We start from the raw sequence: 22,368 nt of genomic DNA on the forward strand, positions 1-22,368 counted from the left end.
AGCCAATCATGAATACCAGGCTCAACCAGCCCATTAGCAGGAGTTGAAGCAACAACTGGATTCTTTACAGCGAGCTATGACTGACTGGTAAAAGCCGGGTAGGGGAACCTACGTTGGTGCGGGTGCCGGTTAGGCTGACGTGTTGAAGGATGGCCGGTCGCTACGATGATCGCCAACGGAAACCTCCGGGCGTGACGTTGGCTGTTGTGGCCATTATTTTACTGCTTTCCTGTGGTCTGGTCAGTTAAGGAACAGCTGTCTGAAGGCGCACCTGGATGAGTTGCGGGTTGCACGGAGTAGCGTGCCGAACTATGAACAGGAAACGGTAACCAGTATGGATAACGTACGGGACACCGTTACCAATCCGCTCTAGCGCGTTCTACAACTCTGCTAATTCTTCCGCTTTTCAGAGTGGGTTTGTCCCAATTAAGCGAACATCAAGATGAATCACATCTAATGTTCGGTCAACTGGAACAAACCTACCTAAGATCACCCTCCGATGTTGTCCAAAAACGCTGGCCAAACCGGAGCGAACCAATCAACAAGCGGCTAAAGATGGTGTGGATAGATTGTTTCATCAATTATGGAGATATCCTAATATGATTCAACAACTCGACAAAAGTATTGGGCTTATTGCTTACGTGCCATACCGCGAATGCGGTATTTTTTACTACAATCTTTTCCATTTTATTTGTTATCAGTCATTATCAGGAACGTATCTCGATCATGAGCATAAGGAGAATAATTCTATTGATTAGCTTGCTGATTTGCAGCAGGTCTGACTTAGTTGCTCAAACACTACCAACCTTCGTACTGGATCGTCGGGCAGATCAGGTATATATGGATAGTCTGTCCCAATTAGCCTGGCAGCACTATAGTTTTTTTCAGAAAGCGCCATCAACTCCACGTAACGATACCCTCCGGTTTGAGTCGCTCCTTTACCTGGGCAATTTGTTTAAATGGTGGCACGGACGATATGATAGTACGCTCTTTTTCGCTGATCAATTGACCAAACAGGCTCAGATCAAAAAGAATCTGAAGTTTAGCGTACTGGGGATATTATTATCTGAAAGCTATTACCACAGTATAAAACAAAACTACCTGCAAGCTCTTCACCTAAACTTTCAGGCTAAAGACTTACTACAGAACGCTAAACAAGAGTTGATGCTGATGTGGCGGGTTGATATGAACTTAGGCGAGCTATATGGATTGGCAGGAGATTCCCAGCGGGCGATTCAGTTTCTGCTAAATGCTCAGGAAGGAATTAGGAAAGGGAGTGGGTTGAACGTACAGACTACAATTAAAAATCAGGCGTTTATCGAACAGAAAATTGGCGCTATTTATAAGCAACTTGGTAACTTTCCGTTAAGCGAACAGTATTACTTAACGGCTAAGACAATCGTAGAAAGAGGCCAGTCTAAAACCTCACAAGCTTACGTATATGACGATTTAGGTGAACTTTATCTCTTGTCTAAGCAATACAACCTGGCTCTTTTCTACGCCAAGAAAGCAGAAGAAATCTGGGATCGGATCAAACCAGTCGGTCAGTCAAACAGCTGGGGAACGTTAGCTTGTGTCTATTATGGACTAGGTGATTACGAGCGTGCCCTCATGTACGCTCAGAAGGTAGTTCAGCTAAAAAGGCCCACTGTATATGTGCAGGAACAGGCCTATCAAACCCTGTATCAGCTTTTCGAACAAAAGCATGACTGGGCAACCAGTACCCAATATTATAAAAAGTACATTATCGCTCGGGATAGCATTGCATTTATTCAACGAAAAAATGAGTTAGCCTCCTTACAAAAAAAGGCTGAACTGAATCAGCTTCAACTGCAAACCCAACAGGACCAACGGCTACAGGCCGAGCGATTGTTGACGCTTCAAAAACAATCAGAACTCGACAAGTTACAGGCTAGATTCAGAACAAAAACGCTACTTGAAACGGCAACGTTGAGTGACCAGCAACGTCGGTTTGAGCGGGAGCAAGCGGACGCCTTACTTAAGGAGCAACGAGCAACTCAACGCTTAGACAAGCAAGCGTTTGATCAGCAAGTGTTGCAGCAGGAGAGCCGAATGCAGAAAAATTGGCTATTTTTTATTTCCATCTTTTCAGTTTTAATAATTGGACTATTGATTCTGTTACTTTACTCAGTTCAGTTGAGAAGACGAAAAGTTGAAGCGACTTTACAACTCGCCACCGAGCGTAAAGAAGCTGATCGCCGACTCATTCAGACGCAGGAACTGGAACGCCAGCGAATGGCAGCTGATCTTCACGACGATCTGGGTGGAACAATAGCTATCCTGCGTCGTCGGTTGTTAGACTTGCGTCAGCACATGGGCGAACCCCACATTATACAAGAATTTGACGCGCTTCAGCCGCTAATTCAGAGGAGCAGTGCCGACCTCAGACGGATAGCGCATAATCTGATGCCTCCTGAATTTGCTCGCATCGGTCTTACTCATGCTTTGGAACAGCTCATACACAGCCAGCCATCACAGCCCACTCATTTTACTTTTTTTTCGTCCAGTGTTCAACGTAAGTTCTCCGTAGAGACGGAATTAAATATTTATCGGATCGTATCCGAACTAATTCAGAACATCAATAAGCATGCTGAAGCCCAACGTGCGGCTGTTCAAATGCTGTATCACGAGACTTACTTGAGTGTAACTGTTGAGGACGACGGACTAGGCAGTCACGTTACGAAGTTAACGCCGGAATACACGGGAATTGGCTTGAAAACTATTAGCTTGAGGGCCAATTATATTGGTGCAAGTTTACGGAAGGATGCCAGCCAAGCCGGCACACTGTTCGTACTGGATGTGCCCTACTCGTCAAATTATGAGCCCGGTTGGAAATCAAACTCGTATTCTTCTGGTTGACGATCATCGACTGTTCAACGATGGACTAAAAAGTTTACTCAATGAGCAAGCTGATCTTACCGTTTGCGGGCAGGTATACCAGGCCAGTGACGTAATACCGACGATTCACTCGATCAGACCTCAACTTCTGCTACTGGATTTGAATCTGCAAGGCATAAACGGTATTGACTTAGGTAAAACCGTAATCAGCACCTTTCCAGACATTAAGATTTTATTGCTAACGATGTATAATCAGCCAAAACTGCTGGAGGAAACCCAGCGTGCTGGTTTACATGGCTATTTACTCAAAGATTCTTCGACTAATGATTTGCTGAGAGGTATTCGGTCTGTGCTCGCCGGGTACAATCATTTTGATCCTCTGATTGCTCAGCCAACTGCACCACCGACTGATCCGTTTGGTGATGATTTTGCCCGGCGACTCACCCTTACCTTTCGAGAGGTAGAAATCATTGGTCTGATACGGGAAGGATTTAGTAATGAGCAGATCGCCGATCGTATACATTTAAGTATAGAGACGGTGAAAACGCATCGTAAAAACATCCATTTTAAGTTAGGTATCTCGAAAGCAACCGATCTGGTCCGGTTTGCCGTTCAAAACGGTCTTTGATCGTGAAGCGTTTAATTGAAACAAATGCTTCCGAAGATGTAGTCTGGATGGGTGTTAGCGAGTTACCCTTGCTTTTTAAATGCTATTCGTTGTAACGTTACCTGCATACTGGATAGCTACCACTTGGGCAGGCTCAATTTGGATCAGGATGCTGTTCATTTCAACGTCAATCGCAAGACAGTGCGGAATTGGGTTAATAAAGTAGAGCAAGAAGCTAAAACAAACAGACAAACGGTCTCGAAACAAACTAATCTGTCACCTACTTCACAGAAAACAGCACTCACTTGCTCTCCATCTTGGTTTCACCAATGACCATCTGATCGGGTAGCTGGGTAATGACGGTTTCCCCAAGGGCGTCAATCCACTGGTGATTCTTGGTGAAATCGTCTAGTGCCTTGACCACGTAAACGACGTCAAAATCTTGATATTCATTCTTGAAGATTGTAGAATTAGCCCTCGAGCCGTTGAGTAGCACAGCCCTAATTCGCTCTTCGTTTCGGGCAAAGTCAAGCAAGAGTGATTTTATTTGGGCTTCGCTTCTCATCATCGGCAGTAGTTCAACTAGGTATAAACCGTCTTTTTGAACGCCCAAATCAATAAGCAGATGAAGATTCTGTCGTCTCATATAGGAGCCTTTATGTGAGAAAACAAGGGTAGAAGATCAGGAACGACCATTGCGACCTTATTACGCTGTTCGCGAGTAAACGGTCGTTTATATCGTATCAAAAGAGATTATCAAGAACGAGAACTCGCCTATAACCGAATGTAGACCACTTGCTTTTGACTTTCAGGAAGGACTTGCATTGACATTGATAGCTCCACTGCGTACGGCCTCCCGATGAAGTAGGCCCCACTGACTCAACGCTTGGACAACATTTTCGAGCGTAAAACTATAAGGTGTCAGCTCATACTCAATCACGACGGGATAACTGGCAATCACATTGCGCTTGATGAAGCCATTTAATTCTAGTTCTTTCAGCTCATTCGAAAGGATCTTAGCCGAAATACCAAGAACGCAACGCTGAAGCTCATTGAACCGTTTAGCCCCATCGTACAGCGCAATGACGATGGGTAGTTTCCACTTGCCACCTATTGCGTAAAGCGCATCACCGACGGCACTGATGTCGCCAATACAATCGGGCAGTTCTGCCGCATTGACCAAAAACTTTTGATTTTTCTCCATCAGGGTACTCTTAGATAGCAACTAACGTTTGGGTAATTGCTTACCAAACGTTAGCAAACTTAGTCTAATTTTCCGCCGTCAACAAGCTTACAACTGTAAAGTATACAGATGCTTAGTTAGACATGAACCCATGTAAAATGAATTGTTCAACGCGCAAAAAAGAAGATTATGACACTTGACATGTTGACGGCCAAAAACGAATTAAGAGATCTAATAGATGCCTATGCCTCTTTAGGAGATGAAAAGAAGATTGCCGACGTGATGGGGCTATTTACGCCAGACGCCACCTATACAGTGTACATAAATGGCACGATGGTAGCCAGCACGTCCGGCACAAAGACCTTGGAGGAAGAATTTAGCGGTCATGCTGCTCAGGTAAACGCTTATTTTACCCTCAATGGGCAGCATACGGTGCATGTGGATAGCGATACCGCGACAGGCGTTTCGTTTACTCAGATCAAAATGATCCGGCCCTCCGAAGGAGCCGATATTCTGACCGATTATAGTGTCAGATATGACGACGAGTATGTGCGCCTAAATGGCAGATGGCTCATAAAAGAGCGCACGGGTCACTTTATAATTGTCGAAGCAAGACCCTTGACCAACTAGTACCCTCCTTTCGATCATGCCCCCTTTCTTAGCTGGTTGAACAACACCTGAAGAGAGAGGAGGGCTCTTCCCGATTCGTATGCGATCACAGTCCATAAAACGATTGAGCCAACAACTGGTTGAACAGTGGCTGCAATCAGGGGTAGGGTTGGGTTCGGTTACCCCGCATCATTGTCTTTCAGCCATAATGGGATTGGCTCTTATAGTAGACAACCCGGATCAGACAAAGCGCATCGTTGAAACGCTTCTCACTGAGGCTATGAAACAGGGCTACTCATCAGACTGGATCATTACAGAAATCCAGTTCGAAGCCCAGGCCCGCACCGCGGGTAATCGAGCCGAGTGGCTACAGCACCTGCTAGCGGTGGGTACCGTAGACGATGCAGCTTTGGATACCTACAATGAACGTCTCAGGCGATTCAGCGTAACGTAGGCGGAGAACCGTCGTTTATTTGCTATCAGCGCTGACTGACCCGTCCTGAAAAATATCATCTCACAAAATGCCCATTTATTGAAGCAGATTATATTGGGGAGGGTTTTAAAAGACGAAAGACGTTTCCTGTCTAGTCACCTTCTTTTCTTATTGACCAACTCTCGCAAAGCCGGTTCAACGGCTAGCGCATGGCCACAGCCAAACGTGACTATAACTCGATCGTATCGATCTAGGGTCCGATCTAGTTTCGTTAACAACACACTATCCCGAATCATCTTGGAGCGACGACCGATCTCACAAAAATGACAGCTACCCCCGTTGGTGTAATCGAACTGTTCAACCGCTTGCGTTAAGGCTAACTCAAACGGGCGGTTCATATACTGCTGGTAAAGCACTTTAAAATAACGCAAGGACTTCTCCGAGGTGGCCAGGGGAAACCCCTCTCTGACAAACGAACCAACTACTTCATCAAAATAAGGCTCGAAGGCCGGCTGTTGATTACCCAAGCTTAAATACGGAATCACAATCCGTTCCATCACGTAGTACAGATACAGTTCCTGCTTTGGATAATAGCTGAGCGCTAAGCTGAACTCCAGACTATCCGGCGTATCCCCATTGACTAAGGCAATGCCCGCCTGGTCACAGAGGTACTTCATAACCCCGGTTTCTGCGGTTTGGAAGGCCGCTTTATGCAGACTAGGATAGTGCTGACTTTGCTTAAGCTGGCCCCCTTCGTTGAAGCCAACCTGGGGGTTCAGCTCGGAGAATAGCCGTTGAAGGGTGGTAAATTGTTGATCCGTCGAATCCCGGACATGAGTACAGCCCACAAAAACCAAGCGCTTCGAGCGATTGGCTAGATCAATGATATAGGGGATCTGCACGTGAGGTAGTCGTTTTCCAACAGACACATAATCATGGGTAGGGAAATGCTGGCGTGAGCCGGTCGTATCTTGCTTGGATTGGCAGCTTATGCTTAAGAGAATGACCCCAATTAGTAGTATAATTACTCGCAAACGCATAGGGTAAAGAGAGAAGTAAGTGGGTCGTAGTCTAAGCCAATGCTCCGACTAGTTGGCGCTACCCCATTCAACGGATAGCGTCCGTAAAGCAAAGTGAGCCTGATCGTGCTCAAACATACTCTGCTTACTTTAAAAATACAGGTATGATGCCGGGTATTAAATTCAGAGCGATTTGTAAAATCTTCATTTAACGCCTAGTCGTTTCATGGCAGGCACAGCCCTTTTCTAGATTTTTCGTCCTCTTAACAAAAACAGTACCCTTTAAGTCAATAGGTTTGTTAAAAACAACAGATCCGAAAAGGAACCCTAATCAAGCCAGCTCACCCAAGCTACTTGACACGATAACTGCTTGAGACACGGCTTAAAGACTACGCCTGTTCTGATGTTCTTTTCGCTTGCTTGTGTTGGGCAAAGCGCCACTATGGACCAGCCCCGAGCCGACACCACCAAACATGAAAAGTATCTTGCCAAGACTGAATCGGATTCCCTGACGACGGTGGTGATCCGTATTGAGCAGGCCGACCAATACGACCGCAATCAGATGGGGGAGGTAGCTGCCAAATTTAGAGGTGATTCCCACCAAATGAAAACGCTGGTTCGGCACATGAAACAGACGTATTCGTTGAACTTTAGTGACATGGATCGGATACTGACCCGCTAAGGTTGGTTGAGCAGTACAAGAGTGGGCTCGGATGACAATCGCACTTTGTTTATGGTGATTCAGCATGCCAACTTGGCCGCTCAAGAAAAATTCATCCCCTGATGAGCAAAGCCGTCAAACAGGGAGCCTTAAAGAGATCCAGTTTTGCCCTACTCCAAGACCGAATGGCAATCAGAAAAGGCCAGAAACAACGCTATGGGAGCCAATGACGATTGAATAAACTTGATGTCCGATTGCACATACCCTTGTCGTCGTTTGGGGAGCCGGGCATGAACAATGAGCCGACTTTTATCGTAGTCGATTTCAACGAATCTGCCATCGAACACCCGCCAGCCAAATCGCCCGTTCATGTCCTGTGCAGCATTGCTGGCCACGCCCACCGTGGGATTATCCCAAATCAGACCACCCATTTACAGCGTATTTATTTTCTCTGGGTGGTTAAAATCGGGCTTCGTTTTACCCGCCAACGCATCGGGTTGGTTGGCCAACAGGTTTGTTTTACCCAAAACAGCGGTTTTTGTCAGCCGAAAATCAATTAATCCCAAATCGAAATGCAAGTTCAGCGTGTCTCGGTTGTTTACGATGCTTGTTACGTGGATGCATTGTCTTTGGTGAGGATAAAGGGAAGAGTGTCATGCCCGTTTGGGGCTTGTTTGAGCGGGCTACACACCAACTTTGAACTGCTAATCCGAGTATAACACGAATCCTTTTCATGGAGCAAAAGGATGAAATCGAACGAGGTACCGGGTTTTAGGTTTACACTGATGGAGTCGATATCGGTAAAATGTGACCCGTTTTGGTTTCTTGGCTCAGTCGGCTATATACACATCGGGCTTGGCGCGGGGCGAAAGCGACCAGGCATTTTTTTCAAATGCTCCCCATCGTTGATCGCTACAGTAGTCGAGTTTGCCTTGATGAGCGGCAATGCGGATGGACCACAAACCGAATGAACCAACAGCAGCGCGATGACAAAGTGGAAATAGTTCATTTTTCTAGTTTTGTGCCTCAGCCATGCTTGCGTTGTTTAGTCCATTTCGCGTTTTATGAGAAAACCCTAGCACAGTATACGATTTCGAGGGTTACACAGGTATACATCTCACCCGTTTACCGTCACCGTTCCAGCCATGAGAAACCCTATTTATCGACGTAAGAAATCTACTTTTTGTGTTTTCTTGTTACTTTTTCTATCACTTGAGGTCTATCCGCAAGCTGATTCAGTAGTAATCATCAAGAGGATATCCCCACGAACACCCGCCTTAAAGCTGGACGTTCCGTTGCTGGACTATCCCTACCAACTAGATGCCCGCAGAACTACTGGGAGTTTCTTTAAAGCGTATGCCAACCCCAGCATGCAGCAATCGCTGGCATTGGCGACTAATTTGTATGCGTCCGCGCACGTTGGCCTACAAAAAGCCGTTGAACCCATTGGCAACAAATCACTTCGGACCATCGCGTTGGTCGTAGCCGTCTTTGCAACCGACTATATCCTCTCTTATGCCCCCGGGGGCGATGGCTGGCTGCACGAAGAATACCACCGAGCCGTACTAACCCGCCATCACACCAATAGTAGTAACGATATGAACAAGTTTCCGTTAGGGGCTGAAACGGTCAGCGTGAGTCGGGTTCGGGACGAGGACCTGGTCCGCTTCAAAGCCGAAAGTCCGGCTGATTTTATTCGATTGCCCGTTGCGGGCATCGAAGGGCAATATCTATTGGTGGAACGGTTACAGCGCCACAACTTTTTTTATAAGCAAAATCGGCCGCATGAGTTCCAGTATTGGTTATCCGTGCTCAATTCCATCCTGTATGTGAAGACAAGCTCCGACCCTAAACAAGTCGACCGACTGACGGATGAATTAAATGCCAACGAGCCGGACATACGAACCCGTGATTTTACCGGCCTTGACTTCACAGCCTGGGTTTATGATCTTTTCCGACCGACAGAATCCTATACCGATCGGGGTATCCATCCCCTGGGGAACGGCATCAATCGTTACCGTAAAACAACGGATTTAACGGCTGACGAGCTGGCGTACCTAAAAAAACAGGGTAATCTGCAATGGCTCAATGTGCTTTCGCCCATGATGGTCGGCGTCAGACGCATCAACATTAGCTCGAGTTTATCCGGAAATATTGCCATGCAACACTGGTTGACGTCGTTCGGCAACGATACTGCGCTAAAAATTTTTCTCCGTAAAGAGGGCCCATTTAAAGACATCAATGCCGTTTTCACGGTGCATAATTACACTAATTTTAGCCATTATTTTCCAGCGGTGGAAGTCGAATTAATCGATTTTCCGATCGGGTCAACCAACCGAACCTGGCTTTTTTCGCCCAGAGTCTTGCTAGGCCTGCAACCCGTTGACCAGCAGTTCACCACGTCCAACTCAGAATTTCTGGGATTACTAGGCGGCCGGCTAGATGTCAGGCTCCACAAAACGATATTTCCCTATCTTGACTTTGCCGCAAAAAGTGCGGGTTGGGTAGGCGGCAACGAATTTCTGGGCCCTAATTTCAGTTGCCGGCTGGGGCTTTCCTGTCGGTTTTTTTGACTAAGCTAGGGTCGCTCCGGGGAAAAGGTGCGGGGTTGTGCCGCAATGCTATTCGCGGTTCCCTCGCTCGGTCGACCTAGCACGACCGTGTCGGGACCCTTGGCTGAAGTGCCACGGCGAACGATACGCCTTCGCGTCTGACTGGCCGCCATTTGCACGGAGCTTTGTAAACAGAGCCTTTAAAGAGACGGATAATACACTAGTACTAGGCAGAACTCTGCTGACGTACAGCTGTCAGTAGACGTACTTTATTTTGTGTGATCTAAAACAAACGCACAAGCGCCATGATTTTTGCCTCCGTTCGCATTATTACTGCAACTATATAAACCCCTCGTTCGGTTCTACGAGCAGATTACTGGCCTACCCGTGATTCAGTATACCGATGATTTCGCCGAACTACAGACCCCTTCGGCTACTTTAGCCATCGGCAGCACACGCACCTTGCAACTGTTCGGAGGAGACCATATCGCCAAGGCCGCCAGTAACCACTCCGCCATTATCGAATTCCGGGTAGAGGATGTTGATGGCGAGTATCAAAAATTAGTCGACATTTTAGGTGACCTGATCATTCAGAAGCCGACTACCATGCCGTGGGGTAATCGTTCATTGCTGTTCCGAGATCCAGAGGGCAATCTGGTGAACTTTTTTACGCCAATTACACTGGAAGCCCTTAAGAAGTTTGATGGATAGTGTCCCAACTCCTATTGAACCCATTATATGAATGCTTAGTTATGGACAGCCAAATTCAGCTTCGTCTCAGGAAGAGCCTTTGAAGAAATATCTAGCATATGAATGTTTCTTATGTATATTTTTTGTCAACTGTGGCCGGTATTGATCAATTCCTGTTAAGCCAGCAGTACGGTCCATGAACAAAGACCGGCTCGTACGCCAAGAAAAATAGACTTCCCCGGTCAAGTGCTGCTAGTTGGGTACATGATAATATCGATCGCACCTGAATAGGCGTACAAAACGCTTTTTTCAATTACAGTAACCGGGCTTATTCGTTAGACGGCTAAGCCTCAGCCGAAACCGAGAATGGCTACTTCCCTTTTTGATCCACCCTGTAAATCGACCAGGAGGGCAGACGAGCGCCCATTTCCAGACGGATTCACCTTCGACCAACTAGCAATAGGCATTTCCCTAAACTTATTCCTGCTCGTTCAACGCGCATCAGAACGCAGTCGGCGCTGGTTTAACACCCGCAACGGATAGAGCTGATATTAAAGAATATTAATGTTGCTGCACGCTCAAAAACTGGTACTATTGTCAACCGGTACGAAGCTCTCAGGCTGGCAATGGCAGAACAGGCAACGGCAGTAAAAAATAGCGGATGTCAGTTTGTAGGTGACAGGCCATAACCGACACCCGAATTTCGCAATGAAACTATCCTTGTTTGTTCTACTTAGTACCATCAGCCTGTGTAGGGCCTATGCCCAGTCAACGGCAGACTCAGCAGCCACCCGAACTAATAGTATCAAAATTAACCCACTGAGTCTTATTGTCGGCGACGTATCTGTGTTTTATGAACGGATGCTGACCAAACGTGCCTCGCTGGTGGGTGGGGTGGGCTTCGGTTCGGAAACGTATGAATATCACAACGCCAACAATCCCTTGTCGAGATTATTTTACTATAAGCGGGTTACGTTGGAATACCGGCATTATTTCCCTCGGCGTCCTTTATCCCCCACTGGCTTTTACGCCGGGGTATACGGTCGCTATTCCGGGCTCACGCTCGACGACTATCAGTTCGACAACCAGGGTACTATTATTCGAGACCCGAGCGGTGGGTTAGTCAGGGCTATCCAGCAGCTTTACGTCTGGATGCCCGGCGCGATGGCTGGCGTGCAGACAAGCACACGGCGAGTAGTGGTCGATTTGTTTTTGGGACTTCACTATCAACTACCGACCAGCGGTCCCCCTCTGAAGGCAGTCCTGCCCGAACAGATGAGCCGGAAAGGTTTTACTCCCCGCTTTGGGTTGACCCTGGGCTATCGGTTTTGATGATGAGATGGTGTAAGATCTGGCACTCAGCCCACGTGTAAGGTTTTTTACTTACCAGTTTGGTATAGCCTACCTGCGTTAAATCGAACGATGAACGAGCTCATTGGATGCGATTTAAAAAAGGTACCCAAACCACGATCTGCCGTTGCGGAAGAGCTGATTTGTAATGCTAGTCGCTTCGTAGTGACTTCACGGGATTTATTAGGGCGGCTTTGACACTCTGAAAACTAATTGTCAACAGGGCCATGCTAATGGCTAATGCACCGGCACAAACAAATACCCACCAGTCGATCTCAATTCGATACGCTAAGTTGTAAATTCTAGAGCAAATTTAAGCGTTAAGACTAGCTGGCTGAACAAACACGATTCTCGTGTTTAACGCAACTTGCCTGCCTTATTAAGCTAACCAATACTGGTGTTTTGTAGTGTCGACTGGAGTTGGAAATGCAAAACTGAAAGATTGTCTATCAGTCAAGTGAGGCTTGTCGCAAGAACGCTGGCAATTATATACTTGTTTTGTTTACACTCAATATAGTGTTGGGTGCGATTTTTCGAAACTATTATTAATTGATAATAGTTTCGTGTTTTTTGCTTCTAGTTAGGTAAATTGGCCTCTTAATAGTAAAGAAATCTATTTCGCAATAATAATAACAAGCTTCCTGAAATTATTGCCATCATACATCACCCAAAATCTCTTTTAACGCCCCATTTATGAAGTAGATAGTTAAAGATCACCTCGTCTCAGATAGGAGCCTTTTGAGAGAATATTTATTAACGTCCAGTTACTAGTTGCCAATGGGCTTGTACTCAAACCCAAATTGTTTAGCATACTCTTCCAAAGGGCCTCAGCCCACCTCTGCCCGGCGTTTATTTACATTTCTCTCATCCTCAATCGCATCAAAGGATCGCTGACCATTAGTCTCCATTTTTACTTGCGTACAGTATAGCTGTTTCTGCCTTTTGTACACCCGAATCCGATCAATCAACAGCGCTATGTTAGTTTTTTGCATTTCTCCTTGGTCAGCCGCCCGTTGAAGAATGGGTAAGTGCTTCTCCTGAATCACTGCGGCAGAGTGCTGGATAATCAGCCAAGCGGTGTTGCCTAGCGTAGCCCCGACCAAGTTCCTGCCGGGATATCCGTATTGCTCAATGAGTTGTTCAACCTTCCGCAAATTAACAGAGTCTACCTGGGTAGATGCTCCGCCAGAGATGTTGCCATTGAGGGGAGTTCTGCCCATAATCGCGCATCACCGAATCGACCCGAGAGCGAGGTTGTTGGTCCGTCGTATAAATCGCTTATAAAGGATGAATTGATGCCGAGTTGGTCATCTTTCCTGGCAAATACCCCCTGCACCAACTCCTTCATGGAAGAAGAACGAACAAGGTTGAACTCCGGAGCGGACTGGTAGTCGATCCACGTCTCCTCAGCAATGCTGTTGTCAATAATAACCGACTGATCAATGAGGTTTTAGCCAACGTCAATTGCCCACACTGATAAGCACTAAAAGCCGCTCGCATGGCGGGGTAGGATGGCTTGCCTATTTTTGAGGGTGTGATGCAACGCTGCATTGTACTCCGGACGCAGGTCGCGCCGAAGTCAGTACAAGGTCCAAGGCGGTACAGTTGAGAGAGTCATTCCGCTGGACATGAACGGGTCATTATCGCATTATCGGCGACGCGCACTGATCAATTCGTGCGCGTCGCCGACAAACTAAAATCAGGCGTTGCCGCCGTTCACGTCCAGTAGGCTACCGGTGATGTATGAACCATCGCTCGAGGCTAACAAAACGTAAGCCGGTGCCAACTCTTCGGGCTGACCGGGCCGTTGGAGAATGGTTTTGCTGGCCGCTTCGACAACCCCATCTGGGCCCATACCCGCCCCCGGTAGAAATGGGGTATAAATTGGTCCTGGCAATACGGCATTGACCCGTATTTTCTTCTCGCCTAACTGAGTAGCCAGCGACATGGTAAACGCATGAATGGCGCCTTTGGTGGAAGCATAATCTACCAATTTAGGCTGGCCCATCTTTCCCACGATACTGCCTGTATTGATGATGGCGTCATTTTCTTTGAGGTGAGCCAGGGCGGCCTGCACCATGAAAAAATAACCGTAGATATTTGTTTCGAACGTACGCTTGAGTTGCTCTTCGGTAATGTCCTCAATGTTGGCAACCATATGCTGATAAGCCGCGTTGTTGACCAGTATATTCAGCTGACCGAACCGGGCAATCGTCTGCTCAACGACCTGCTGACAGTTGGTTTTGCTACGAACGTCGGAGGCTAGGGTTACACACTGTCCGCCGAAAGCCTCGGCCAATCGCTTGGTCTCTTGGGCATCGACTTCTTCTTCGGCCAGATAGGTAATGACAATGTTTGCCCCCTCTTTGGCAAAAGCAATGGCGACCGCCCGTCCGATACCGGAGTCTCCACCGGTAATGATGGCCACTTTGCCTTTAAGCTTACCCGCTGGCTGATAAGTCGCTAAGTCACTGACCGGCTCGGGGGTCATTTTAGCCTGTATAGCGGGAAAGGGTTGTACTTCACTCTGGAGTTCATCCGCTTGAGGATAATCAGGTTGTTGCATAAGGTGGTTAATTTTATTTTTTGGTTGTTACTCGATTAACTTATCACCTTGTCTAAGCAGAATGTTATGAAGTCAGGCTATCTTTCAGCGATACGATGACATTTTAAGCGTGTCGCATCCGAAATGACTCATCAATTCGGTTCCTGTCGACGAGAGTCTTGAGCCGTATGGTAGTTGACAGTTACTAAAAAAGGCCCCAGTCAATAAGCAGGTCCGTAACAGTGGTTTCGTCTCAGAATGGCGTGTTAACTGGGATAATTAGTTTTAATAGTCAAGTGGCCAAAAGTCAACGGACCATGTAGTAGTTGAAGGAATCGGGTTGCCCTTCGCAACGTTGCCTACAGGCGTGCCGCCTGTCAGCAGTAGCTGAACCACACGGAGCGCAAATACCGGTAATCAACGTTACTTTTTGTCAAACCAATCTTAGTTGCCGCTTTTCTTTTGGTCGGCAAAATCGGCATGGTAAAGTTTGTTGGGTTTTAGATAAACTACATCTTTTTGGAAATCTAAAACCGTATTAAACCTTTTTAGAATATCGTTTCCTAAGATATGTATATTAAGTCCGCGTAGTGGATTAACGTTTTTCAAGACTTGAACAGGAACATTTTCCAATTTGAAATTTCCAACTTTTAATATTTCTAAATTAGAAGTAATAACAGGAATTTCATTACCGCTAACTCCATGCATGACTACTTTATTAAGCTCTTTCATATCACTGGTAGGAAAGTGCGCTTCGTTTAATAAATCACTGTCGAGCATAATCGTTCTTGTATACCCTAAATCAAAAAGAAACCAGTTTTTATTTTTAATTCCACGTTGCTGAAGTTCACTTTCTATAAAAGGCTTATTGTCGAAATAGCGCATTTTAAATGTCTCGTAATCCTTGTCCTGTAGGATTTGTTTAGGTATTTTAGAATGGACAATCAGTTTATTTTCGTCATAATTAAGCTCTACGATCATGCCATCAAAGTTGTTCCATCCCAATAGTCCATCCGTCTCGTAGCCTGCCATTTCTATGTCATGAACTTTACTTTTATAAAGTTTGCTACCGATTTGCAAGGTATAATCAGTATTGTAAAGCTTTGGCCTAGATCTAAATTTACTCTTCAACGCATCATTGGTAAGCGCTACGTCGGTCGCACCTGTATCGAAATTAAGTAGAAGAGAATCAGTGCGGTCGAAGATGGCCTTTAAAAAATTAGTGTTATACTTATTGACAAAGAAGGGAATCGAATCATGAATTTCAGGCGAGAGTTTAGCTAAATTCTTTGTTGCAATAGTCTGAACTTGAGTAATACAAGAATCTTTGTCATTAAGCAGAACAATAAAATCCTTCTTCTGACCGGGTTTGATTTTAAAAATGAGTGAATCAATATCCGTTTTAAATGTCACCCTTGTTGCTTTGTTCAGTTTACCAACTGTAAACACATCTAATTTTACTTTAGGGTTGATGTGCCATCTATAAACTGAATTAGATTGATTGTATCGAACGTAGATAGTTGCTTTATTAGAATGCGCCCTAATAATTTGTATTGCCTTTTGAGAAAAGCAGACACAAGAGTTTAGTGCAATAATCAAAGTCAAAATTGCCTTCATACAGATAAGGGTTTTTAAAATGTCACCTAACAACGTTGTCTTGTAGCAGGTACGTTGCCCCAAAATAAGCGAATAGAAGCTATATAAAATTTATAACCGCTGTACTGCCCCTAATCTTATGTGAGGCATTAGCGAATAGTTGTTTTCAAATGACTAGTGGATGGGAAATTTTTTGGGGCTTTAAGTTTGCCTATTCTGCCGCTATCCCATCTATTCGATTTTGCTCGGAGAATTGAATAGCCGGGAGAATGTAATCAATAATCCGTATCATCGAAGGCCTGAATGATAGATAAGCAAATCATTCCCTCGTCTCACTTGGGAGCATGTTTTGAGACCGTTAGGCCAGAACCTAACAGAGAGGTGACTGGCCTAACGGTCGGCTTAGCCGGGGATGGTCACCACGGGCGGAGCGATGCAGCGCGATCGTTTAAGTCCTAAAAATTAATTCAGTATACTAAGAGAAGCAAGGCCCCCCTTACTTCTCTTAGCACAGAAAAGTTTTGTCCGCAGAATCTGGATGTGGCGCTAATGGACTTGCAACAAAACACTGGACGCGGTCCCCGGGACAAATCTTTAAGCAACTTGATGGAGTTGCCCACTGTAGTATTCAAAAGGGGAAAGATGACCCAGCGCTGAATGCCTTCGTTGCCGATTATACCGCCGGGCGGCCCCGCATATTTCCACGTATTCATAGAATGCCTGCTTAGCTACTACTCGGCTTTGAAAAGTCTGCAAATAGTCCAGCGCTGACTTCAGCGTCTTGAATCGGACCGCCGACGCGAAAATTTCTGCCACCGCATTATCCCATCGGACCGATTTCTATGATTTAAACAAAGGTGAAAGAAAAGTTTTCGTTATAATTTCGATCTTCCCGAACACAGCGGTTCCCCGCCGGGACGAAAATACGCAGGACGATCTTGTTACGGACGTTATTGAGCACCAACATTTTGTTCTTGCCCTCACTTACTTTTCTGTCATAGTAGGTTTTGAGTTGCTTACAATGCTGAACCGCTGACATCGCACCCATGTGCAGCAAAGACTTTACCACGCGGTGGCCGCTTTTTTATTCGCTCGATGACTCACTTGCGGACGACCCCTACGCATGCCAGAGCTGCGTTCAAAGGGAACTACCCCCGCATAGCAGGCAAACTTTTTTGGATCACTAATCGCTTTGAACCGCAACGGCGGACCGTTCATTCGTTGTGACGATGATCTCAGCAGCCGTCGTCTGGCTAATGCCTACTACCGAAGTAACCCGCTCGAAAAGTCGGTTCAGCTCAGGATCTTGCTTTACTAATTCAGTGATTGATTTATCTACTGATTTAAGGTCGGCTTTAAGCGATTTTAAGGAGCCTGCACAGGCCTGTTGATTGGCTCTGCGATCGGCTTTATTAATGAAACCCTCCGAGTCGGTTAAAGGGGTCTGCAATATTTTGATCACCTTGACCAGGCGGGCCCGCTGAGCAGTTAACCGATCTAACTGAGCAATAACAGGGCGTGGTGGTGTCCACAGACGGGCCTCATCGCGGTTTTTGTAAGCAAATAGGGCAATTCGCTTGGCATCAATCAGGTCCGTTTTACCTCGAGTGAGTCCAATGCTTTCCTGGATGTGAACTGCCCGCTCAATCCAGATGGAAGCTGAAAGCTGGTGGAGAGCTTTTAGCAACGGGTTATTATAGATGCCTGTAAATTCCAGGCAAAACAGACACTGGCTGATTGTTGCTTTAGTTTGCTGACGCAATACTTTGAGGAACTCAGTGATGCCCTTTTTATCGTTACTGACCTGTTGATGAAAAAGGATTTGATTGGCCTTGGCCACTGCGAAATCAAGTGTGGCTTTTGACACATCCACGCCAATGAAGTACCGGGCTGCCGGCGCAGTCGAATTGCATAACTTTACGGGGTAAAAACAACTGAGTAGGCCAACACTTAGACACCTTCAATACCTTGCTCATGGGCCTCCAACCCGCATTTCTAATTGAAGACAACGTCTAATAAATCCCAGCAGAGTCTTTACCGCGACGGCGGACCGTTCGGTCCATAGGTCGCGAACCTTGCCGACGCGTTAAGGTATCTCTGCTGGGGTTGGTCGCTCACGCTTTGTGAGTGGCATCAAGTTACACGACTCATCTTGGAATCGTACAACGGCTCAAATCTAAAGGCCGACGCGGCAGTTGCCTTTACCGCTCATACTCTGTAAAACCGTTGGGTGTTTGCTGCTCTTGGCTGATCCCAACCCGTCCACTGGCATTAGCTTGAGTGAGTAAGCGTTCTCTGCGCCATCTGGTTAGGATCTGTGGAGTAATACCGATTTCTTCAGCGATAATTTTGAGTGAACCTTTGACTAGGGAGAGTTCTACGGCCATCCGTTTAAACTCCTCGTCATACTGTCTTCTGCTGATTTTCATCGTATACTAAGTTAGATCACACTTAACTTAATGTTCAGTAAAATGTAACAGGTCCAATATTAACTTATTTACATACAGTAAAACGCGCAAAAGCCCCAAATCAGCGTGATTTGGGGCTTTTAGTAGGAAGTAGCGGGCTCGAACCGCTGACCTCTGCTCTGTCAAAGCAGCGCTCTGAACCAACTGAGCTAACCTCCTTTGAAACCAGCTAATGGTGATTAGCTGGGCGATACGTCGTACCGGGCCACAAACTTACGAAACTTCTGCGTTCTCCAAACGAACACCGTAAATTTTTTGTGATGGAATACGCCACAGCAGCACAAAGCCTACAATGAACAGGATCAACAAAGCCAGAATACTATTCCGCATGCTACCCGTCAGTTGCTCGATAAGGCCGTATAAAAGTGTGCCCAGCACAATGGACAATTTCTCGGTCACGTCATAAAAGCTGAAATACGAAGCGGTGTCGTTGGTGGCCGGAATCAGTTTGGAATAGGTGGAGCGCGACAAGGATTGAATGCCGCCCATGACCAGCCCGACAACCGCGGCCAGGGCGAAAAACTGCGACTCGGTCTGGACGAAATAGGCACAGGCACAAATCCCAATCCAGATCACAACGGCTATCATCAGGGCGTAGGTATTCCCCAGCCGTTCCGACAGACGCGAGAATCCGTAAGCGCCTGGAATGGCGACCAGCTGAATAAGCAGAATGGTAATGATCAGGCTCTGGCCGGGCAATTTTAGCTCGTCACTGCCGAAAATGGTTGCTACGTACATTACCGTCTGAACGCCCATGTTATACACGAAAAAGGCGATCAGGAATCGTTTGGCGAGTGGCCGATCCTGTAGCTCGGTCCATACGTGACGAAGCTCTTTAAAGCCATTCAACAGGTAATTACCGCCCTTCGTTGCCTTCCTGCTACCATCGGGCAGGCGGCTGAACGGAATCTGAGCGAATCCGATCCACCACAGGCCAACCGTTAAGAACGCAATCCGGGAAGCCATGGCTTCGGAAATGTTGCCAAACCATTCGCCTTTAAGAATGACCAGCAGATTGATGATCATCAGCGCAACACTACCGATATACCCCATCGAAAACCCCCGCGCACTAACCCGGTCAAACTGGTCTTCGGTGGCAATGTCGGGCAGATAGGAGTTGTAGAAGACAATACTGCCACTCCAGCCGATCAGACTCAGCCAGAAGCAAATAACCGCAAATGTGGTGGTCTCCTGCGTGAAAAAATAGAGCAGACTACAGCTGATGGCTCCTGTATAACAGAAGAACTTCATAAACGTCTTCTTGCGTCCGCTGTAATCGGCGATAGCTGAACAGACTGGCGACAATAGGGCTGTGAACAGGAAAGCCGCCGAAACTGTGTAGGAGAACAAGACCGAATTTTTGATCGATATGCCCAGAAAGTCGATAACCGGCCCACCCGTTTCGTTGAGGGCCGTTGCCGAGAAATAAACCGGAAAAATACTGGACACAATGACCAGCGAATGCACCGAGTTTGCCCAGTCATAAATAGTCCAGGCGGTCAGGGTGCGGGGCACGTTTTTCATGGCGCAGTGCGTGATTGAATGACTTGCTAGCAGGAATGGCCGTAAATTATCCGGTCGAACGCGCATTCACTAATTCATGCGTTAAAAACTCGATGACGGCTTTGCTGAATGCATGATTGGAATCACCGGCGACCATGTGTCCTGCATTGGCAACGCTTACGCTTTTTACGTGGGGAACCAGGTCCAGAAATTCAGCCATAATTTTCTCGCTTACAACATCACTGATGCCACCACGAACGATCAGCGTCGGGACAGTCAGTGAACCCGCTGCCCGGTAAAGCCGCGCTTCGTTTCGGTTCTGTTGATCCGGACCCGTCTGTTGCCGCCACAGGTGCAGCATGTTGGGATCCCAATGCCAATAATAGCGACCTTGCCGGAAACGGAGATTTTTTGCAAGACGACTGTGGTCGGATGGGCGGGTGCGGTTGGGGAGATACGACGCAACGGCTTCGGCGGCTTCATCCAGACTAACAAATCCATCCAGATTACGACTCATGAAGGCAAAAATTCGCTCGATCCCTTTCTGTTCAGCACGGGGAGCAATATCGACGAGCACAATGGCCGTACAAATCGGGTCGCTGTCGGCGGGACGTTCGCCTTCCGCAATCAGGGCTGTCATGCCCCCCATAGAGGCACCAACGAGCGCCGGTTTTTGATCAAACCGGGCAATGACAGCCCGTAGATCACGGGCTAAGAAATCAAGGCCGTACTGGCTTTCGGCTGACCAGTCGCTATCACCGTGTCCGCGAGCGTCGAGGGCAACGGCGTACCAACCGGCATCGGCCAGCACGAGCGCCGTGTCTCCCCACGAGTGGCGCGTTTGGCCGCCACCATGCAGTAACAAGACCGGTGGTTTAGTTGGATCGCCTTCCGCGTCAGCCGTTAGAAAGAAACCCGGCTCGGTTTCAAATCGGAGAACTGGCATATACGTTTGACGGAATGATTGCCATTCGTCCTGTCCGTTAGAGCGATGGCGTAAATTCCAGATTGATATCCGACTCCACACCACTAACCGGAGCACGCTGGCGGAGGGTAAGTTTTGTGCGGGTCAACGTGACAATCGGGAAATTTCCTTTAAACCCATTGACGTCCACATCCATCGATAGATTGTCGGCGGCCAGTTTCCAGGTCCCGCCATTAATAACCTGACTCGTTTTGTGGTTGATCGCTCGTACGGTGTTGTCATCCCTGAACTGCATATCGAGTTCGAAAAGCAGCAGCGTTGTTGCGCTCATCTGCCCAACCCCAATGGTTTGATCGTTCGTGTTGGCAACGCGGCTAAGCAGCCATTTGTTGGCAACCAGCAGTTCCGTTTGTGAGGCCGCTGTTGGCGCGGGTGTGTCGCCATTGTCTTTTTTGCAATTCAACAGACTAACCGATACGACTAAAAGGAAAACGAAAATACGAAGGTGTTTCATAAGGAAGTACGAGCGAAAAATGGCCAGCAGTGATGATGAGAACGAGTCGGATTGCCCAATTCGTTTATCCGCTTAACGGCCTGATGCCTTAAAATTCACTAGTTTTAGTGAAAAAACATAGTTATTCAGCGAAGAAAGGCGAGGGGATCAGGTCAATCGCCCGATTCGTGAGCATACGGGACAGGCTGAAGAGTCTTCATGATCAGCAGGGTCGATATAGAAAAGGACCGGCAAACAGCTACCGGTCCCTGTGCACAGGAATAGACTACGCCAAGTATAGATTGGCTAGCTATCACAAATCGGGAAGCGCGTTTAGTCCAGATTCTCCAGGAACGTTTTAACCAACCTGACCCGCCGTCGAGACACCTCCAGACGAAGATTCGTTTCCATAATGACATGACCGAACGCATTTCTGGTGTTGCTCAGTGAGTATCGCTGAATAAAATCGGGATTGACGAGCGCATGTTTATGGATGCGAAGAAACGCAGGCCATCGCTGGTTGTGCCAGCGCAGGGTTCTGCTAACGTATAATCGTTCGCCCTTCGTCGTATAAATATAACTGTAATTACTGTCGGCGGTAATGGCGATGACCGTCTCCGGATCGAGTTGATGGCGCGCTCCGGCGCCGGGATTCGCTTGCATGAACGGGTTAACTTAATGTGAATAGGGATCGTCGGCCGCGTGTCGATTCGCTCTTGTGGCCCGTTACGTTTCAGGATAGCTGGGAGTAAAATAGAGCCCGTTCAGGATGGAGAAAGCCTGGTAAGGAAACGTGTGGATGAAAACAGAAAGCGAGTCAAAGTAATGGTTTCACCAACTGATCGGGCTCTAGCGTTGCCTCGGGAAGTTCCCCT

23 protein-coding genes, 1 tRNA gene and 1 pseudogene are annotated in these 22,368 nt (G+C 47.1%); 8 read left to right on the forward strand and 17 right to left on the reverse strand.

What is annotated here, in order from left to right:
- Nucleotides 1-840 precede the first annotated feature (840 nt).
- Entirely contained in the window at nucleotides 841-2,880 is a 2,040-nt protein-coding gene (locus GK091_RS10990) for a tetratricopeptide repeat-containing sensor histidine kinase (RefSeq protein ID WP_246202195.1), read from the forward strand.
- Nucleotides 2,840-3,487, forward strand: a complete 648-nt coding sequence (locus GK091_RS10995; RefSeq protein WP_164037346.1) for a response regulator — start codon at nucleotides 2,840-2,842, stop codon at nucleotides 3,485-3,487. The genes GK091_RS10990 and GK091_RS10995 overlap by 41 nt, the downstream gene beginning before the upstream one ends.
- A 280-nt stretch (nucleotides 3,488-3,767) precedes the next feature.
- Here the strand turns inward: GK091_RS10995 and GK091_RS11000 are convergent, their stop codons facing one another.
- Complete coding sequence (locus GK091_RS11000) at nucleotides 3,768-4,112, reverse strand: aminoglycoside 6-adenylyltransferase (RefSeq protein ID WP_164037350.1); 345 nt, start codon at nucleotides 4,110-4,112, stop codon at nucleotides 3,768-3,770.
- Nucleotides 4,113-4,274: 162 nt separating this feature from the next.
- Nucleotides 4,275-4,670 carry a winged helix-turn-helix transcriptional regulator gene (locus GK091_RS11005; RefSeq protein WP_164037353.1) on the reverse strand — a complete coding sequence of 132 codons (396 nt, stop codon included), beginning with the start codon at nucleotides 4,668-4,670 and terminating at the stop codon, nucleotides 4,275-4,277.
- Nucleotides 4,671-4,838: 168 nt separating this feature from the next.
- On the opposite strand from GK091_RS11005, the gene GK091_RS11010 reads away from it, so the two are divergent.
- On the forward strand, nucleotides 4,839-5,279 hold the full coding sequence (locus GK091_RS11010) for a nuclear transport factor 2 family protein (protein ID WP_164037356.1): 441 nt from the start codon (nucleotides 4,839-4,841) through the stop codon (nucleotides 5,277-5,279).
- Between the two features lie 79 nt (nucleotides 5,280-5,358).
- The gene (locus GK091_RS11015) at nucleotides 5,359-5,712 is read left to right on the forward strand and encodes a hypothetical protein (RefSeq protein ID WP_164037359.1); all 354 of its coding nucleotides are present in this window, start codon (nucleotides 5,359-5,361) and stop codon (nucleotides 5,710-5,712) included.
- 134 nt (nucleotides 5,713-5,846) lie between these two features.
- On the opposite strand, the gene GK091_RS11020 is transcribed toward GK091_RS11015, so the two are convergent.
- Nucleotides 5,847-6,593 carry a hypothetical protein gene (locus GK091_RS11020; RefSeq protein WP_164037362.1) on the reverse strand — a complete coding sequence of 249 codons (747 nt, stop codon included), beginning with the start codon at nucleotides 6,591-6,593 and terminating at the stop codon, nucleotides 5,847-5,849.
- Between the two features lie 559 nt (nucleotides 6,594-7,152).
- Here GK091_RS11020 and GK091_RS11025 point away from each other — a divergent pair.
- Nucleotides 7,153-7,392 carry a hypothetical protein gene (locus GK091_RS11025; protein WP_164037366.1) on the forward strand — a complete coding sequence of 80 codons (240 nt, stop codon included), beginning with the start codon at nucleotides 7,153-7,155 and terminating at the stop codon, nucleotides 7,390-7,392.
- A 149-nt stretch (nucleotides 7,393-7,541) separates the two neighbouring features.
- On the opposite strand, the gene GK091_RS11030 is transcribed toward GK091_RS11025, so the two are convergent.
- The 3 genes from GK091_RS11030 to GK091_RS11040 all read right to left on the reverse strand — a co-directional run bounded on the left by GK091_RS11030 (nucleotide 7,542) and on the right by GK091_RS11040 (nucleotide 8,380).
- Nucleotides 7,542-7,802 carry an RNA-binding protein gene (locus GK091_RS11030; RefSeq protein ID WP_164037369.1) on the reverse strand — a complete coding sequence of 87 codons (261 nt, stop codon included), beginning with the start codon at nucleotides 7,800-7,802 and terminating at the stop codon, nucleotides 7,542-7,544.
- On the reverse strand, nucleotides 7,803-7,949 hold the full coding sequence (locus GK091_RS11035) for a hypothetical protein (protein ID WP_164037374.1): 147 nt from the start codon (nucleotides 7,947-7,949) through the stop codon (nucleotides 7,803-7,805).
- Nucleotides 7,950-8,209: 260 nt separating this feature from the next.
- On the reverse strand, nucleotides 8,210-8,380 hold the full coding sequence (locus GK091_RS11040) for a hypothetical protein (RefSeq protein WP_164037376.1): 171 nt from the start codon (nucleotides 8,378-8,380) through the stop codon (nucleotides 8,210-8,212).
- 184 nt (nucleotides 8,381-8,564) lie between these two features.
- Between GK091_RS11040 and GK091_RS11045 the strand changes: the two genes are divergently transcribed.
- The 3 genes from GK091_RS11045 to GK091_RS11055 all read left to right on the forward strand — a co-directional run bounded on the left by GK091_RS11045 (nucleotide 8,565) and on the right by GK091_RS11055 (nucleotide 11,945).
- Nucleotides 8,565-9,944 (forward strand): hypothetical protein, encoded by a 1,380-nt coding sequence (locus GK091_RS11045; protein WP_164037379.1) that lies wholly within the window; start codon nucleotides 8,565-8,567, stop codon nucleotides 9,942-9,944.
- Between the two features lie 291 nt (nucleotides 9,945-10,235).
- The gene (locus GK091_RS11050; RefSeq protein WP_246202196.1) at nucleotides 10,236-10,634 is read left to right on the forward strand and encodes a VOC family protein; all 399 of its coding nucleotides are present in this window, start codon (nucleotides 10,236-10,238) and stop codon (nucleotides 10,632-10,634) included.
- A gap of 687 nt (nucleotides 10,635-11,321) precedes the next feature.
- Entirely contained in the window at nucleotides 11,322-11,945 is a 624-nt protein-coding gene (locus GK091_RS11055) for a hypothetical protein (RefSeq protein ID WP_164037381.1), read from the forward strand.
- Between the two features lie 845 nt (nucleotides 11,946-12,790).
- On the opposite strand, the gene GK091_RS30055 is transcribed toward GK091_RS11055, so the two are convergent.
- The 11 genes and pseudogenes from GK091_RS30055 to GK091_RS11105 form a co-directional block, all read right to left on the reverse strand.
- Nucleotides 12,791-13,183: a DUF6624 domain-containing protein gene (locus tag GK091_RS30055; RefSeq protein ID WP_394351865.1), complete on the reverse strand. Its 393-nt coding sequence runs from the start codon at nucleotides 13,181-13,183 to the stop codon at nucleotides 12,791-12,793.
- Nucleotides 13,184-13,662: 479 nt separating this feature from the next.
- Nucleotides 13,663-14,529 (reverse strand): SDR family oxidoreductase, encoded by an 867-nt coding sequence (locus GK091_RS11060; protein ID WP_164037384.1) that lies wholly within the window; start codon nucleotides 14,527-14,529, stop codon nucleotides 13,663-13,665.
- Nucleotides 14,530-14,952: 423 nt separating this feature from the next.
- Nucleotides 14,953-16,125 carry a pepsin/retropepsin-like aspartic protease family protein gene (locus GK091_RS11065; RefSeq protein ID WP_164037387.1) on the reverse strand — a complete coding sequence of 391 codons (1,173 nt, stop codon included), beginning with the start codon at nucleotides 16,123-16,125 and terminating at the stop codon, nucleotides 14,953-14,955.
- Between the two features lie 573 nt (nucleotides 16,126-16,698).
- On the reverse strand, nucleotides 16,699-16,920 hold the full coding sequence (locus tag GK091_RS30060) for an IS3 family transposase (RefSeq protein WP_164037390.1): 222 nt from the start codon (nucleotides 16,918-16,920) through the stop codon (nucleotides 16,699-16,701).
- Nucleotides 16,921-16,951: 31 nt separating this feature from the next.
- A pseudogene (locus tag GK091_RS29570) lies at nucleotides 16,952-17,983 on the reverse strand (IS110 family transposase).
- A gap of 322 nt (nucleotides 17,984-18,305) precedes the next feature.
- Nucleotides 18,306-18,533, reverse strand: coding sequence for a transposase (locus GK091_RS30065; RefSeq protein ID WP_164037393.1), 228 nt, complete (start codon nucleotides 18,531-18,533; stop codon nucleotides 18,306-18,308).
- A gap of 123 nt (nucleotides 18,534-18,656) precedes the next feature.
- A tRNA-Val gene (locus GK091_RS11085) sits at nucleotides 18,657-18,731 on the reverse strand.
- A gap of 54 nt (nucleotides 18,732-18,785) precedes the next feature.
- Nucleotides 18,786-20,096, reverse strand: coding sequence for an MFS transporter (locus tag GK091_RS11090; RefSeq protein ID WP_164037395.1), 1,311 nt, complete (start codon nucleotides 20,094-20,096; stop codon nucleotides 18,786-18,788).
- A gap of 46 nt (nucleotides 20,097-20,142) precedes the next feature.
- Entirely contained in the window at nucleotides 20,143-21,021 is an 879-nt protein-coding gene (locus GK091_RS11095; RefSeq protein WP_164037398.1) for an alpha/beta fold hydrolase, read from the reverse strand.
- Between the two features lie 37 nt (nucleotides 21,022-21,058).
- Nucleotides 21,059-21,514: a hypothetical protein gene (locus tag GK091_RS11100; protein ID WP_164037401.1), complete on the reverse strand. Its 456-nt coding sequence runs from the start codon at nucleotides 21,512-21,514 to the stop codon at nucleotides 21,059-21,061.
- 312 nt (nucleotides 21,515-21,826) lie between these two features.
- Nucleotides 21,827-22,156, reverse strand: a complete 330-nt coding sequence (locus GK091_RS11105; protein ID WP_164037404.1) for a LytTR family DNA-binding domain-containing protein — start codon at nucleotides 22,154-22,156, stop codon at nucleotides 21,827-21,829.
- Nucleotides 22,157-22,368: the final 212 nt, after the last annotated feature.

This window comes from Spirosoma agri (assembly GCF_010747415.1).
GTDB lineage: Bacteria > Bacteroidota > Bacteroidia > Cytophagales > Spirosomataceae > Spirosoma > Spirosoma agri.

Excerpts from the sequence above, each read along its gene's own strand:
- GK091_RS10995 (WP_164037346.1), top strand. The coding sequence starts at position 2,840 with ATGAGCCCGGTTGGAAATCAAACTCGTATTCTTCTGGTTGACGATCAT.
- GK091_RS11105 (WP_164037404.1), bottom strand. The coding sequence starts at position 22,156 with ATGCAAGCGAATCCCGGCGCCGGAGCGCGCCATCAACTCGATCCGGAG.
- GK091_RS11015 (WP_164037359.1), top strand. The coding sequence starts at position 5,359 with ATGCGATCACAGTCCATAAAACGATTGAGCCAACAACTGGTTGAACAG.
- GK091_RS11025 (WP_164037366.1), top strand. The coding sequence starts at position 7,153 with ATGGACCAGCCCCGAGCCGACACCACCAAACATGAAAAGTATCTTGCC.
- GK091_RS30065 (WP_164037393.1), bottom strand. The coding sequence starts at position 18,533 with ATGAAAATCAGCAGAAGACAGTATGACGAGGAGTTTAAACGGATGGCC.
- GK091_RS11040 (WP_164037376.1), bottom strand. The coding sequence starts at position 8,380 with ATGAACTATTTCCACTTTGTCATCGCGCTGCTGTTGGTTCATTCGGTT.
- GK091_RS11065 (WP_164037387.1), bottom strand. The coding sequence starts at position 16,125 with ATGAAGGCAATTTTGACTTTGATTATTGCACTAAACTCTTGTGTCTGC.
- GK091_RS11060 (WP_164037384.1), bottom strand. The coding sequence starts at position 14,529 with ATGCAACAACCTGATTATCCTCAAGCGGATGAACTCCAGAGTGAAGTA.
- GK091_RS11095 (WP_164037398.1), bottom strand. The coding sequence starts at position 21,021 with ATGCCAGTTCTCCGATTTGAAACCGAGCCGGGTTTCTTTCTAACGGCT.
- GK091_RS11100 (WP_164037401.1), bottom strand. The coding sequence starts at position 21,514 with ATGAAACACCTTCGTATTTTCGTTTTCCTTTTAGTCGTATCGGTTAGT.
- GK091_RS11090 (WP_164037395.1), bottom strand. The coding sequence starts at position 20,096 with ATGAAAAACGTGCCCCGCACCCTGACCGCCTGGACTATTTATGACTGG.
- GK091_RS11005 (WP_164037353.1), bottom strand. The coding sequence starts at position 4,670 with ATGGAGAAAAATCAAAAGTTTTTGGTCAATGCGGCAGAACTGCCCGAT.
- GK091_RS30055 (WP_394351865.1), bottom strand. The coding sequence starts at position 13,183 with ATGGGCAGAACTCCCCTCAATGGCAACATCTCTGGCGGAGCATCTACC.
- GK091_RS11000 (WP_164037350.1), bottom strand. The coding sequence starts at position 4,112 with ATGAGACGACAGAATCTTCATCTGCTTATTGATTTGGGCGTTCAAAAA.
- GK091_RS11010 (WP_164037356.1), top strand. The coding sequence starts at position 4,839 with ATGACACTTGACATGTTGACGGCCAAAAACGAATTAAGAGATCTAATA.
- GK091_RS10990 (WP_246202195.1), top strand. The coding sequence starts at position 841 with ATGGATAGTCTGTCCCAATTAGCCTGGCAGCACTATAGTTTTTTTCAG.
- GK091_RS11055 (WP_164037381.1), top strand. The coding sequence starts at position 11,322 with ATGAAACTATCCTTGTTTGTTCTACTTAGTACCATCAGCCTGTGTAGG.
- GK091_RS11030 (WP_164037369.1), bottom strand. The coding sequence starts at position 7,802 with ATGGGTGGTCTGATTTGGGATAATCCCACGGTGGGCGTGGCCAGCAAT.